Genomic DNA, 13,747 nt, shown 5'->3' with positions numbered 1-13,747 from the left:
TTTTTTTTTGTGCCGGCCCGTTTGTTGTTTGTTGTTTTTTTTTTCTCATCTACTCTTTCCATCCCCCCCCCGCGCGGGCCCCCGGGGCGGGGGGCCCCCCGCTTCTCGTTGTGCTCACCGTTCGGAACGGGCCGAGCGTCGGCCGCGGCCCCTGCGGTACCCTGACGCCATGCGTGCCGTACGCCTTCTGCTTACCGAGCCGCGCTGATCAGTGCCGACCCTTCGAGACGGTCGGCATCGGCGCGGCGTCCCCTCCTGTGCGAGGGGTTTTTTCGTTTGGGCAGGCAGAGACGGCAGAGACGATCGATGGAGCTTCAGAAATCATGAGCGAGACGAACACCCCGGCCCCCGAGGCGGCCGAGGGGCACCGTTACACGGCTGCCATGGCCGCCGACATCGAGGCACGCTGGCAGGACGTATGGGACGCGCAGGGCACGTACGAGGCCCCGAACCCGACCGGTGACCTGGCCGGGGACACCGCGGTGGTCGCGCGCCCCAAGAAGTTCATCATGGACATGTTCCCGTACCCGTCCGGCGCGGGCCTGCACGTCGGCCACCCGCTCGGGTACATCGCCACCGACGTATACGCCCGCCACCAGCGGATGACCGGGCACAACGTCCTGCACACCCTGGGCTTCGACGCCTTCGGCCTGCCGGCCGAGCAGTACGCCGTGCAGACCGGCACGCACCCGCGCGTGTCGACCGAGGCGAACATCGAGAACATGAAGCTCCAGCTGCGCCGGCTGGGCCTGGGCCACGACAAGCGCCGATCCTTCGCGACGATCGACCCGGACTACTACAAGTGGACCCAGTGGATCTTCCTGCAGATCTACAACTCCTGGTACGACGCGGACGCGAAGAAGGCCCGGCCGATCGCCGAGCTGGTCGCCGGGTTCGAGGACGGCACCCGTGAGGTCCCCGGAGGCCGCGCGTGGGCGCAGCTGACCGCGGGCGAGCGGGCCGACGTGCTGAACGAGTACCGGCTGGCGTACTCCTCGGACGCCCCCGTGAACTGGTGCCCCGGGCTGGGCACCGTGCTGGCCAACGAGGAGGTCACCGCGGACGGCCGCTCCGAGCGCGGCAACTTCCCGGTCTTCAAGGCCAAGCTGAGCCAGTGGAACATGCGCATCACCGCGTACGCAGACCGGCTGCTGGACGACCTGGACGCGCTGGACTGGCCCGAGGCCATCAAGCTGCAGCAGCGGAACTGGATCGGCCGCAGCGAGGGCGCGCGCGTCGACTTCCCGCTGGGCGACCAGGCGGTCACCGTCTTCACCACCCGCCCGGACACCCTGTTCGGCGCCACCTACATGGTGCTGGCGCCCGAGCACCCGCTGGTGGACGAGTTCATCCCGGCCGCCTGGCCCGAGGGCACGCACGACGTGTGGACCGGCGGACACGCCACGCCGGCCGAAGCCGTCACCGCGTACCGCAAGCAGGCCGCCTCGAAGTCGGACGTCGAACGCCAGGCCGAGGCCAAGGACAAGACCGGCGTCTTCACCGGTGAGTACGCGATCAACCCGGTCAGCGGCGCGAAGGTCCCGGTCTTCATCGCCGACTACGTCCTGATGGGCTACGGCACCGGCGCGATCATGGCCGTTCCGGCGCACGACAGCCGCGACTTCGAGTTCGCGCGCGCCTTCGAGCTGCCGATGCGCTGCGTCGTGCAGCCGGGCGACGGGCGGGGCACCGACCCGGCGGAGTGGGACGACGCGTTCGTCTCGTACGACGCCGCGCTGGTCAACTCCACGGGCGAGGGCATCGCGCTGGACGGCCTGGGCGTCGTCGAGGCCAAGGCCGCGATCACCGACTGGCTGGCCGAGCGCGGCATCGGTGAGGGTACGGTCAACTTCCGGCTGCGCGACTGGCTGTTCAGCCGTCAGCGCTACTGGGGCGAGCCCTTCCCGATCGTCTACGACGAGGACGGCGTCGCGCACCCGCTGCCCGAGTCGATGCTGCCGCTGGAGCTGCCGGAGGTCGAGGACTACTCGCCGCGCACCTTCGAGCCCGACGACGCCACCTCGAAGCCGGAGACCCCGCTGTCCCGCAAGGCGGACTGGGTCGAGGTCGAACTGGACCTGGGCCGTGGCGAGGGCGTCAAGCGCTACCGGCGCGAGACCAACACCATGCCGAACTGGGCCGGTTCCTGCTGGTACGAGCTGCGCTACCTGGACCCGAACAACTCCGAGGCGCTGGTCGACCCGGCGATCGAGCAGTACTGGATGGGCCCGCGCGAGGGTCAGCCGCACGGCGGCGTCGACCTGTACGTGGGCGGCGCCGAGCACGCGGTGCTGCACCTGCTGTACGCCCGCTTCTGGTCGAAGGTGCTGTTCGACCTGGGGCACGTCTCCTCGGTCGAGCCGTTCCACAAGCTGTTCAACCAGGGCATGATCCAGGCGTACGTCTACCGCGACGAGCGCGGCTTTCCGGTCTCCGCGACGGAGGTCGAGGAGCGGGACGGCAAGTTCTTCTACGAGGGCGAGCCGGTCAAGCGCGAGCTGGGCAAGATGGGCAAGTCCCTGAAGAACGCGGTCACGCCCGACGAGATCTGCGAGGAGTACGGCGCGGACACCCTGCGCCTGTACGAGATGGCGATGGGTCCGCTGGACGTCTCGCGCCCGTGGGACACCCGGGCCGTGGTGGGCCAGTACCGGCTGCTGCAGCGCCTGTGGCGCAACGTCGTGGACGAGGAGACCGGCCGGGTCACCGTCGTGGAGGGGGAGCCGGGCGAGGACACGCTGCGCGCGCTGCACAAGGCCATCGACGGGGCCGGCTCGGACATGGCGGGGCTGCGGTTCAACACGGCCATCGCGAAGATCACCGAGCTGAACAACGCCCTGACGAAGGCCGGCAAGCCGCTGGAGCGCCCGGTCGCCGAGGCGCTGGTGCGCCTGGTCGCCCCGCTGGCGCCGCACATCGCGGAGGAGCTGTGGCACCGCCTGGGCCACAGTGACTCGGTGGTCCACCAGGACTTCCCGGTCGCGGACCCGGCGTACGTGGTGGACGAGAGCGTGACGTGCGTGGTGCAGGTCAAGGGCAAGGTCAAGGCGCGCCTGGAGGTTCCGCCGACGATCTCCGACGCGGAGCTGGAGCAGCTGGCCGTCACCGATGAGGGTGTGGTCGCGGCGCTGGGCGGTGCGGAGATCCGCAAGGTGATCGTGCGCGCCCCGAAGCTGGTGAACATCGTCATCTGACGTGGCCCGTCCCCGGTGGGCGAGCGCCATGGGGGACATCCCGTACGGGCAGGTTGGGGGTTCGATTGGAACCCCTGACCTGCCCGTGGCGTTTACCTTGGAGGGGACGGACAAAGAGCTGCGGGGACTGGGGAAAGGACCACTCATGGAGGCCGCGTTGCTGATCTTCGCGCTGATGGTGCTTTTCGCCTTCCTTGGCCTGGGTGTGTATGTCACCACCAAGGTGGTGAAGGCGGCCAAGCGCGGCGTCGACCGTACGATCACACAGGCCCGCCGGACGGTGGAGGACACCACCCTGAGGGCGAAGAGCTTCGGCCAGGTCGGCGTCACGGGGGCGCTGGCGCAGCTGCGGCTCGATCTGCGGACGTCGATGCGGGCCACGCAGGAGGCGCTGTACGCCGGGGTCCGGACGGATGCCTCGCTGAAGGAGTCCATCGGGCTGTTCGAGCGGCTGAGCGAGCACGGGCACGAGCTGGACGCCGAGCTGAAGCGGCTGGAGCAGGAGCCGGACCGGCATCGGATCGCCGAGGGCCTGCCCGGCCTGCGCGAGCGCACGGCCAAGATCACGCAGGCGGCGGAATCGCTGCGGTGGGCCGCGCGCGACCGTGCCCGTCGGTTCGCCGCCGACGACCTGTCCGTCCTGTCGGAGCAGATCGAGGTCGAGTCCGGGGCGCTGCGGGACTGGTCCCGCGAGTCGGTGGACGATCTGACGGCGGCGGCCGCGGAGTGGGACGCGGCGCAGACGGCAGGGCCCGCGGCGGGCCCGGCGGCCGGTCCCGCGGCGGGCCCGGCGGCCGGTGGGGAAGAGGCTCGGGATGCGGGCCGGTGGGGCGCGGAGCCGCAGCCGGCGCTGAACCGGGCCGCGCCGGCGGCCCCTTACCCCTGGCAGAAGACGCGACGCCCGGAGAGCACCACCTGACTCGCGGCGGGCCCGGCCCGCCGCCGGGAGGGCGGCGGCGGCCCCGGTGAAGGGCCCAAGCTGCCGTCCCACCCCGACTGGCGGTAATCTCCGGCCCATGTCCCGCCATGTCGCCATCGTCACCGATTCCACGGCCTACCTGCCCCAACCGGCCATGGCGCAGCACGGAATCACCTCCGTACCGCTCACCGTGGTGCTCGGCGGTGAAGCGCTGGAGGAGGGCACCGAGATCTCGGCGCGCAGCCTCGCGCTGGCCCTGCAGAAGCGCCGCTCGGTCACCACGTCGCGCCCCAGCCCGGAGGAGTTCGTCCGGGCCTACCGGGCGGCAGCGGACGCCGGGGCGACCGGCATCGTCAGCCTGCACCTGTCCGCCGAGTTCTCCGGCACCTACGACGCCGCCGTGGTGGCCGCGAGGACCGCGCCCGTGCCCGTGCGGGTCGTGGACACCGGCATGGTCGCGATGGCCCTCGGTTTCTGCGCGCTGGCCGCCGCCGAGGTGGCGGATGCGGGCGGGTCCGTCGACGATGCGGTGGCCGCTGCCGAGAAGCGCGCGGCCGACATGTCCGCCTACTTCTACGTCGACACCCTCGACTACCTTCGCCGCGGCGGCCGGATCGGGGCCGCCCAGGCACTGCTCGGCTCCGCCTTGGCGGTGAAGCCGCTGCTGACCCTGGAAGGCGGGCGGATCGAGATGCTGGAGAAGGTGCGTACGGCCTCCAAGGCCATCGCCCGGCTGGAGGAGCTGGCCGTCGAGCGCGCCGGGTCGGGCAGCGTCGACGTCGCGGTGCACCACCTGGCGGCCCCCGAGCGGGCCGAGAAGCTCGCCCAGCGGCTGCGGGAGCGCATCCCGGGCCTGGTCGAACTGCACGTCAGCGAGGTGGGCGCGGTGATCGGCGCGCACACCGGGCCGGGGCTGCTGGCCGCGGTAGTGTCGCCGCGCTGATCATTCGGCACGCTGAACCCCTGCCGTGCCGATCACCGGAACGAGTGGCCCGGATATCCACAACGGGGGCGTTGTCCACCGGAATTGAGCCCTCCGAACGGGCATCGGGATGCGCGCCTACGGTCGTGGCATGACTCTTCGAGCGCGTTCCTCGCATCCGTCCTTCCGTCGCTCGGGCGCCACCGGCGGCCCGGGCCGGCCCCGATTCTCAGACGGCCGTCTGCGTCGCCGCGGTGGCCGTGGTGCCGGCCGCGGCCACCGGGATCCGCACGTGGATCCCGAGGCGGTACGGCGGCGCGCCGAAGCCCTGCTGGGTGGCAGCGGTCCGCCGTCGGACCCGCTGCCACCGGGCTTGTCACATCAGCCGCCGGTGACGGCTTCGCGACCGTCACCGCGGTCACCGGCCTCGTCCTCGTTACCGTCTGCGCCGACGGTCTCGTCGCCGTCGCCGTCGCCGCGGTCACCGGCCTCGTCACCGCCGCCGCCGGTGACGGCCTCACTGCCACCGTCGGCGATGGGGGCGGAGCCCGGGGCGCAGGCCGGGGCCGGGGCCGGGCCCCTGGCCGGGGCGCCGCCTGAGGCGGCTGCCGGTCTGGCGCCCGGTCTGGCGCGGAACCTGGCCCTGCGGGAGCGGCTGCCGGTGTGGTTCCAGGTCCGCTGCGGGGTGGAGCCGCGCACGGTGGCCGCCGTCGGGGTGGTGCTGGTCCTCGCGGTCGGCTTCGCGGGGCAGCACTACTGGTCGGCCCGGCCGCGGGCGGTGACCGCGCCCGCCGTGGTCGCCCAGGAGGCGGTACCGGCCGCGGCACCGGCCCCGGCAGGGGGCCCCGGTGGTGGCGCGGCGCGGATCGTCGTCGACGTCAGCGGCAAGGTCCGTGACCCGGGCGTGCGGCGGCTGCCGGCCGGGTCGCGGGTCGAGGACGCGCTGTCCGCCGCCGGGGGAGTGCGGCCCGGTACGGACACCTCGGGGCTGAACCGGGCCCGGGTGCTGGTGGACGGGGAGCAGGTGCTGGTGGGCATCCCGGTGCAGCCTCCAGCGGCTGGAGGAGGGGGCGCGGGCGGAGGCGGCCCGGGCCAGGTCCCGCTCAGCCTCGGCGCGGCGACCGTCGAGCAGTTGGACGGTCTGCCGGGGGTCGGGCCGGTGCTGGCCCGGCACATCGTGGACTTCCGCACCGCCCGTGGGGGTTTCCGTTCCGTGGAGGAGCTCCGGCAGGTCAACGGCATCGGGGAACGGCGCTTCGCCGACCTGCGCACCCTGGTGCGACCGTGAACCGCCCCGAGGCCCCGGGAGCAGCGGACCTGCGGCTGGTGGCGCCGGCCCTGGCCGCCTGGGCGGCGGCCGCCCTCGCGCTGGACGCGCCCGCCGGCCGGACCGCCACCGGGGTCGCCGTGGGACTGGCCGCGGCGGGGCTGCTGATACTGGCCGGCTGCCGGCGTTCCGGGCGGCTGTGGAGGGCTGCTCCGGCGCTGGCAGCGGCCCTGCTGTGCGCCTGCGCCGGAGCCGGGGTGGCGGGGCTCCAGCGGGCCGAGGCGCGGGCCGGGCCGGTGGCGGATCTGGCCCGGGACCACGCCCGCGTCCTCGCGGAACTCACCGTCGGCTCCGATCCACGGGTCGCCGGGAGCGGGAGCGGGCCGCCGGTGGTGGTGCTGGACGCGCTGGTGACCGGGGTGAGCGGGCCGGACGGGGCGCGCACCCGGGTCGAGACGCCGGTACGGGTGCTGGCCGGGCATCCGGGCTGGGCCCGGCTGCAGCCCTCCACCCGGGTGTCGGTGGTCGCCCGGCTGGCCCCGGCGCGCGGCGGGGAGCGGGCCGTGGCGCTGCTGCGGCCGGCCGCCGACACCCCGCCCGGGGTGACCGGCGGCCCGGACACCGCACAGCGGATCGCCGGGCGGCTGCGGGCCGGGCTGCGCGAGGCCACCGAGGGGCTCGCGCCGGATGCCCGGGCCCTGCTGCCGGGCCTGGTCGTCGGAGACACGTCCCGGGTGGCCACCGATCTTCAGGAGGCGTTCCGGGCCACCGACCTGCTGCACCTGCTGGCCGTGTCCGGGTCCAACCTCACCGTGGTGCTGTTCCTGCTCATCGGGCCCCCGGCCCGCGCACAGCAGGCCGAGCGGCGCGGGCTGGCGCCTCGGCTCGGGCTCTCGCTGCGGGCGACCGCCCTGTGCGGGGCCGGCCTGACGCTGGCCTTCGTGGTGGTGTGCCGGCCCGAGCCGAGCGTGCTGCGGGCCGCCGCCTGCGGGGCGGTGACGCTGCTGGCCATCGCCACCGGACGGCGCAGATCCCTGATTCCGGCCCTGGGCGCCGCCGTACTGCTGCTGGTCCTCTACGACCCGTGGCTGGCCCAGAGCTACGGCTTCCTGCTCTCCGTGCTGGCCACGGGCGCCCTGCTCACCCTCGCGCCCCGGTGGAGCGATGCCTTGACCCGGCGCGGGATGCGGCCCCGGTTCGCCGAGGCGCTGGGGGCCGCCGCGGCCGCGCAGGCGGTGTGCGCGCCCGTGGTCGCCGTGCTCGCCGCCCGCGTCAGCCTGGTGGCGGTGCCCTGCAACCTGCTGGCCGGGCTGGCGGCCGGTCCGGCGACGGTGCTCGGCTTCGCGGCGCTCGCGGTGGCCCCGCTGTGGATGCCCGCCGCGAAGGTGCTCGCCTGGTGCGCGGGGGTGCCCGCCGGGTGGATCGCCTCGGTGGCCCGGGCCGGGGCGGGGCTGCCGGGAGCCGAGCTGGACTGGCCGGGCGGGCTCACCGGAGGGCTGCTGCTGGCCGCCGCCACCCTGGCCGCCATCGCGCTCGGCGCCCGGTTCGGCCGGCGGCGTCTGGTCTGCTCGGCCCTGGCGGTGCTGCTGCTCGTGGCCGTACTGCGGCCCCCGCAGCTCACCCGCACCCTCTCCGGCTGGCCTCCGCCCGACTGGAGCTACGTGCAGTGCGCCGTCGGCCAGGGGGACGCCGCGGTGCTCGCCGTCGGACCGGGCGAGGCCGTGGTCGTCGACGCCGGACCGGATCCCGGGCCGGTGGACGCCTGCCTGCGTTCCCTGGGTGTGGTCCGGGTGCCCATGCTCCTGCTGACGCACTTTCACTCCGACCACGTGGCGGGCCTGTCCGGGGTGCTGCGGGGACGGTCGGTGGGTGTGATTCAGACCACCGCGCTGGAAGAGCCGGCCGGGCAGGCGCAGTTCGTCCACCGGACCGCGGCGGGCGCCGGCGTACCCGTCGTGCGGGCGGTGGCGGGGGAGCGGCGGCGGGCCGGACCGCTGGAGTGGCAGGTGCTCTGGCCGCCGGCCGCAGGGGCGCCGCCGGAGGGGCCCAACGACGCGAGCGTCGCCCTGCTGGTGCGCGGCGCGGGGCTGACCCTGCTGCTGCTCGGTGATCTCGAACCGGCCGCGCAGCAGGGCCTCTTGAGGGACCATCCGGAATTGGGTCCGGTGGATGTCCTCAAGGTCGCGCACCACGGCTCCGCGCACCAGGATCCCGTGCTGTACGCCCGGGTGCGGCCCCGCCTCGCCCTCGTTCCGGTCGGTGCGGGCAACCGCTACGGGCATCCCGCACCCGGTACCCTCGCCCGGCTGCGGGCGATGGGGGCGACCGTGCTGCGCACCGACACCGACGGCTCGATCGCGGTCACCGGCCCGCGGATGCGTGCGTTTCCGGCCGGTCGGCGGCGGGGGCGACACGCCCATACCGGGCACGGCCGTTCTGTTTGCCCACAACCCGACAGCATGATCGAATGCGTTTTCGCCAGAACGGTCCAAGTCCACACAGCACGGGGGTGCATCAGCCATGTTCGGTCGCCGACGGGGGATGGAGACGGCCGGAAGTTCCAGCCCGCACACATCCGCGACACTGACACTGCCGCCCACGGCGCGTCTGCTCAGCTGCCGCGTTCTCGACACGGTCCACCAGCCGATCCGGCAGGCCGCGTTCGAGGTGACCGACCCGATCGGCCGACGGATCGTCAGCGGCGAGACCGACCCGTACGGCGGGTTCACGGCGGCCGTACCGGAGGGCGAGTACCGGCTCTCCGTCACCGCCGAGGGGTACGCGCCGTTCCACGGGGCGACGCTCGTGGGGGACCCGGCGCAACCCGGTACCGGGGAGATCATCCTCGACGCGGTGGAGCCGCCGCTGCTGCCGCAGCCCGGCCACTGGGAGCTCGACCCGACGCACTCGTCCATCGCCTTCACGGCCCGCCACATCGGCTTCGCCCGGATCGGCGGACGGTTCAACACGTTCGCCGGAGCGGTACGGATAGCCGAGCGCATGGAGGACTCGTCCATGCACGTGATCATCGACGCGGCGAGCATCGACACCGGGGTGCGGATGCGCGACGACCACCTGAGGTCCGGCGACTTCCTGGACGCGGCCCGGCACCCGACCGTGGAGTTCTACAGCGAACGGTTCATCCACCGCAGCGGCAGCCGCTGGACCGTCGCGGGCGCCCTCACCCTCCACGGGGTGAGCCGCTCGGTCACCCTGGACACCCAGTACCTGGGCCTGGGCACGGGACTGGAGGGCGAGCCGCGGGCCGCCTGCCGGGCCTCGGCGGAACTGCACCGAGAGGACTTCACCTTGAACTGGCAGTCGGTGCTGGCGCACGGGATCGCGGCGATCGGTTCGAGCGTGGAAGTGACCCTGGACGTGCAGATCGTCCACAAGGCCTGAGCCCTCGGGTACCGCACGTACTAGGGGGCTTCCAGCCAGCCCTCGTACTCGGCGGCGAGGGCGTCCAGCGTGGTGGTGTCGAGCCGTTCCCGCGGGTCCTCGACGACCACCAGCCATTGGGCGTCCTCGGCGTCGTCCTCGCCGGCCAGCGCGTCGCGGACCAACTGCGGCTCCTCGGGGAGGCCGAAGCGGTCGACGGCCTCCTGCGCCACCTCCTCGGCGGCGTCGCGGTCGGGCAGGACGAGTACATGTCGCACGTTCACGCGACCATTCTCGGGCACGCGGCGAAGTGGACTGTCAGTGCGGCGTGGGATGCTGGAGCCGATGGCCACCAGGAAGAACTCCACCGACGATCCGCTTGCCCCGCTCACCCTCGCGGTGGGGCAGGAGGACCTGCTGCTCGACCGTGCCGTACGCGAGGTGGTGGCGGCCGCCCGCGCAGCCGACGCCGACACCGACGTCCGCGACCTCGCCTCCGAGCAGCTCCAGCCCGGCACGCTGGCCGAGCTGACGAGCCCCTCGCTCTTCTCCGAGCGCAAGGTGCTCGTCGTGCGGGGCGCCCAGGACCTGTCCGCGGACTCGGTCAAGGAAGTGAAGGCGTACCTCGACGCACCCTACGAGGAGATCATCCTCGTGCTGCTCCACGCGGGCGGGGTCAAGGGCAAGGGCCTGCTGGACGCGGCCCGCAAGGCGGGCGCGCGGGAGATCGCCTGTCCGAAGATGACGAAGCCGGCGGACCGGCTTTCGTTCGTCCGCGGAGAGTTCCGCACACTGGGCCGCTCCGCGACGCCGGAGGCGTGCCAGACCCTGGTCGACGCGATCGGCAGCGACCTGCGGGAGCTGGCGAGCGCGGCGGCGCAGCTGTGCGCCGACGTCGAGGGGACCATCGACGAGGCCGTGGTCGGCCGCTACTACACGGGCCGGGCCGAGGCATCCAGCTTCACGGTCGCCGACCGGGCGGTCGAGGGGCGCGCGGCGGAGGCTCTCGAGGCCCTGCGGTGGTCGCTGTCCACGGGCGTGGCACCGGTCCTGATCACCAGCGCCCTTGCCCAGGCCGTGCGCGCGATCGGCAAGCTGGCCTCCGCCCCGCGCGGAGCCCGCCCGGGCGACCTCGCCCGGGACCTGGGGATGCCGCCCTGGAAGATCGACCGGGTCCGCCAGCAGATGCGCGGCTGGTCGGCGGACGGCGTCGCGGACGCCCTGCGCGCCGTGGCCGCCGCCGACGCGGGCGTCAAGGGCGGCGGCGACGATCCCGAGTACGCCCTGGAGAAGGCGGTCGTCGCGGTGGCCCGCGCGGCCCGCCCCCAGCGCCGCTGAGGACCGTCCCGCGATCCCCCGTGGATCAGCGGACGGCCGTCGGATGCCGTGCGACGCGCCCCTCCGCCGTGCACCCCACCGCACGGCACCCCACCGCACCCCGCCCCACCGCAGCGGTCGCCGCGCAGCTCCAGACGGCCTCGGCCTTGTCCGGGTAGCGCGAAGGCCCCGGCCGTCACCCTGGGGAAGGGTGGCGGCCGGGGCCTCCGGTCACTGCTTTGGTTGCGCCGCACCCGCGTGGCGAACGCTTCGTGTGCGGCGCGGGGTGCCGGTCAGGAGCGGGAGAGAGGGCCCGCTGGGTCCGTTCCGGCGATCACATCAGAGCTCAGCCCTGCAGGGAGGCAACCTTGGAGGCCAGCGCCGACTTCTTGTTGGCGGCGGCGTTCTTGTGGATGACACCCTTCGAGACAGCCTTGTCGAGCGCACGCGCGGCGGCGCGGGAAGCCACGGTGGCCTTCTCGACGTCACCGGCGAGGACGGCCTCGCGGGCCTTGCGGATCGCGGTCTTGAGCGAAGACTTGACGGCCTTGTTGCGCAGGCGCGCCTTCTCGTTCGTCTTGTTCCGCTTGATCTGGGACTTGATGTTCGCCACGAAAGAGCCTTTTCAGGTTCAGAGATTTGATCTTCGGATTGTGCCTCGACAGCTGAGAGGGCATACGAGACACAGCTGCCCAGGCTACCAGGCACGCTCCGGGCGGCCCAAACCGAGCGCACTGCCCCGTCCATGGGACCATGGGAGTCTGCGTATAGATCCGACATCGCGCCGCCGAAGCGACGGGAGCCGGACTTTCGCTCCGACCGACGCTCCGCAAACGCTTCCGACTGCGACCCGAGAATCAGGACACTGCGTGCCCGCGATCCCCAGCCACGTGCCCGAGCCGAGCCGTACCGACCCGGCGCTGATCCGCAACTTCTGCATCATCGCGCACATCGACCACGGCAAGTCGACCCTTGCCGACCGGATGCTCCAGCTCACCGGTGTGGTCGACCAGCGGCAGATGCGCGCCCAGTACCTCGACCGCATGGACATCGAGCGTGAGCGCGGCATCACGATCAAGTCCCAGGCGGTCCGGCTGCCCTGGGCGCCCACCACGGGCGAGGGCCAGGGCAGCACCCATATCCTCAACATGATCGACACCCCCGGGCACGTCGACTTCACCTACGAGGTCTCGCGCTCCCTCGCCGCCTGCGAGGGCACGATCCTCCTGGTGGACGCCGCCCAGGGCATCGAGGCCCAGACCCTCGCCAACCTGTACCTGGCGATGGAGAACGACCTCGCGATCGTCCCCGTACTGAACAAGATCGACCTGCCGGCCGCCCAGCCGGAGAAGTTCGCCGAGGAGCTCGCGAACCTGGTCGGCTGCCAGCCCGAGGACGTCCTGCGCGTCTCGGCGAAGACCGGCGTCGGCGTCGACGCGCTGCTCGACAAGGTCGTCGCCACCGTCCCGGCCCCGGTCGGGGTCAAGGACGCGCCCGCCCGCGCGATGATCTTCGACTCGGTCTACGACTCGTACCGCGGCGTCGTGACCTACGTCCGTGTGGTCGACGGCCAGCTCAACAAGCGCGAGCGCATCCGGATGATGTCGACCGGCGCCACGCACGAGCTGCTGGAGATCGGCGTCTCCTCCCCGGAGATGACCCCGGCCGACGGCATCGGCGTCGGCGAGGTGGGCTACATCATCACCGGCGTGAAGGACGTCCGTCAGTCCAAGGTCGGTGACACCATCACCAGCCTGCACAACGGCGCGACCGAAGCCCTCGGCGGCTACAAGGACCCGAAGCCGATGGTCTTCTCGGGCCTGTACCCGCTCGACGGCTCGGACTACCCCGACCTGCGCGAGGCCCTCGACAAGCTCCAGCTCAACGACGCCGCGCTCGTCTACGAGCCGGAGACCTCGGCGGCGCTCGGCTTCGGCTTCCGCGTCGGCTTCCTCGGCCTGCTCCACCTGGACGTGGTCCGCGAGCGCCTGGAGCGCGAGTTCGGCCTCGACCTGATCGCCACCGCGCCCAACGTGGTCTACCGGGTGGTCATGGAGGACGGCAAGGAAGTCACCGTCACCAACCCGAGCGAGTTCCCCGAGGGCAAGATCTCGGACGTGTTCGAGCCGGTCGTCCGGGCCACCGTGCTCGCGCCCACCGAGTTCATCGGCGCGATCATGGAGCTCTGCCAGCAGCGCCGCGGCACCCTGCTCGGCATGGACTACCTCTCCGAGGACCGGGTCGAGATCCGCTACACCCTCCCGCTCGCGGAGATCGTCTTCGACTTCTTCGACCAGCTGAAGTCCAAGACGCGCGGTTACGCCTCCCTCGACTACGAGCCCACCGGCGAGCAGTCCTCCAGCCTGGTCAAGGTCGACATCCTGCTGCACGGCGACAAGGTCGACGCCTTCTCCGCCGTCACGCACAAGGACGCCGCCTACGCCTACGGTGTGCGCCTCGTCGCCAAGCTGCGCGAGCTCATCCCGCGGCAGGCCTTCGAGGTGCCGATCCAGGCCGCGATCGGCTCCCGGGTCATCGCCCGCGAGACCATCCGCGCCATCCGCAAGGACGTCCTCGCCAAGTGCTACGGCGGTGACATCTCCCGTAAGCGGAAGCTGCTGGAGAAGCAGAAGGAAGGCAAGAAGCGGATGAAGATGGTCGGCTCCGTGGAGGTCCCGCAGGAGGCCTTCATCGCGGTGCTGTCCAGCGACGAGTCCGGTGCCAAGAAGAAGTAGTCCCGCAGCACG

The 13,747-nt window shown here is 72.6% G+C and carries 9 protein-coding genes and 1 pseudogene; 8 read left to right on the top strand and 2 right to left on the bottom strand.

The annotated features are described in order from the left end of the window. The first annotated feature begins 323 nt into the window (after positions 1-323). The 6 genes and pseudogenes from leuS (at position 324) to ACFCZ1_RS12840 (ending at position 9,704) form a co-directional block, all read left to right on the top strand. Positions 324-3,194 carry a leucine--tRNA ligase gene (leuS, locus tag ACFCZ1_RS12865; protein ID WP_376678422.1) on the top strand — a complete coding sequence of 957 codons (2,871 nt, stop codon included), beginning with the start codon at positions 324-326 and terminating at the stop codon, positions 3,192-3,194. Between the two features lie 145 nt (positions 3,195-3,339). Continuing rightward, positions 3,340-4,113, top strand: a complete 774-nt coding sequence (locus tag ACFCZ1_RS12860; protein WP_376678421.1) for a hypothetical protein — start codon at positions 3,340-3,342, stop codon at positions 4,111-4,113. Between the two features lie 97 nt (positions 4,114-4,210). Continuing rightward, positions 4,211-5,056, top strand: coding sequence for a DegV family protein (locus tag ACFCZ1_RS12855; protein ID WP_376678420.1), 846 nt, complete (start codon positions 4,211-4,213; stop codon positions 5,054-5,056). Positions 5,057-5,570: 514 nt separating this feature from the next. After that, positions 5,571-6,323: a helix-hairpin-helix domain-containing protein gene (locus ACFCZ1_RS12850; protein WP_376678419.1), complete on the top strand. Its 753-nt coding sequence runs from the start codon at positions 5,571-5,573 to the stop codon at positions 6,321-6,323. Further along, positions 6,320-8,671, top strand: a pseudogene (locus tag ACFCZ1_RS12845) (ComEC/Rec2 family competence protein); the annotation flags it as partial. The gene ACFCZ1_RS12850 and the pseudogene ACFCZ1_RS12845, both read left to right, overlap by 4 nt. Positions 8,672-8,822: 151 nt before the next feature. Beyond that, a complete protein-coding gene (locus ACFCZ1_RS12840) occupies positions 8,823-9,704 on the top strand; it encodes a YceI family protein (RefSeq protein WP_376678418.1) in 882 nt (293 codons plus the stop codon). 20 nt (positions 9,705-9,724) lie between these two features. Here ACFCZ1_RS12840 and ACFCZ1_RS12835 read toward each other — a convergent pair whose 3' ends face one another. Beyond that, a complete protein-coding gene (locus ACFCZ1_RS12835; RefSeq protein WP_376678417.1) occupies positions 9,725-9,967 on the bottom strand; it encodes a hypothetical protein in 243 nt (80 codons plus the stop codon). 61 nt (positions 9,968-10,028) lie between these two features. Here ACFCZ1_RS12835 and holA point away from each other — a divergent pair, with 61 nt between their 5' ends. Continuing rightward, a complete protein-coding gene (holA, locus tag ACFCZ1_RS12830) occupies positions 10,029-11,021 on the top strand; it encodes a DNA polymerase III subunit delta (RefSeq protein ID WP_376678416.1) in 993 nt (330 codons plus the stop codon). Positions 11,022-11,346: 325 nt separating this feature from the next. On the opposite strand, the gene rpsT is transcribed toward holA, so the two are convergent. Continuing rightward, positions 11,347-11,613, bottom strand: a complete 267-nt coding sequence (gene rpsT / locus ACFCZ1_RS12825; RefSeq protein ID WP_356868905.1) for a 30S ribosomal protein S20 — start codon at positions 11,611-11,613, stop codon at positions 11,347-11,349. A 256-nt stretch (positions 11,614-11,869) separates the two neighbouring features. On the opposite strand from rpsT, the gene lepA reads away from it, so the two are divergent. Continuing rightward, positions 11,870-13,735 (top strand): translation elongation factor 4, encoded by a 1,866-nt coding sequence (gene lepA / locus ACFCZ1_RS12820; protein ID WP_376678415.1) that lies wholly within the window; start codon positions 11,870-11,872, stop codon positions 13,733-13,735. The last annotated feature ends 12 nt before the right edge of the window (positions 13,736-13,747 follow it).

The organism is Streptomyces sp. NPDC056224 (assembly GCF_042267665.1).
Taxonomy (GTDB): domain Bacteria; phylum Actinomycetota; class Actinomycetes; order Streptomycetales; family Streptomycetaceae; genus Streptomyces.
The sequence above is the reverse complement of the archived record's forward strand: the minus strand, read 5'-3'. Positions and strand labels throughout refer to the sequence as shown.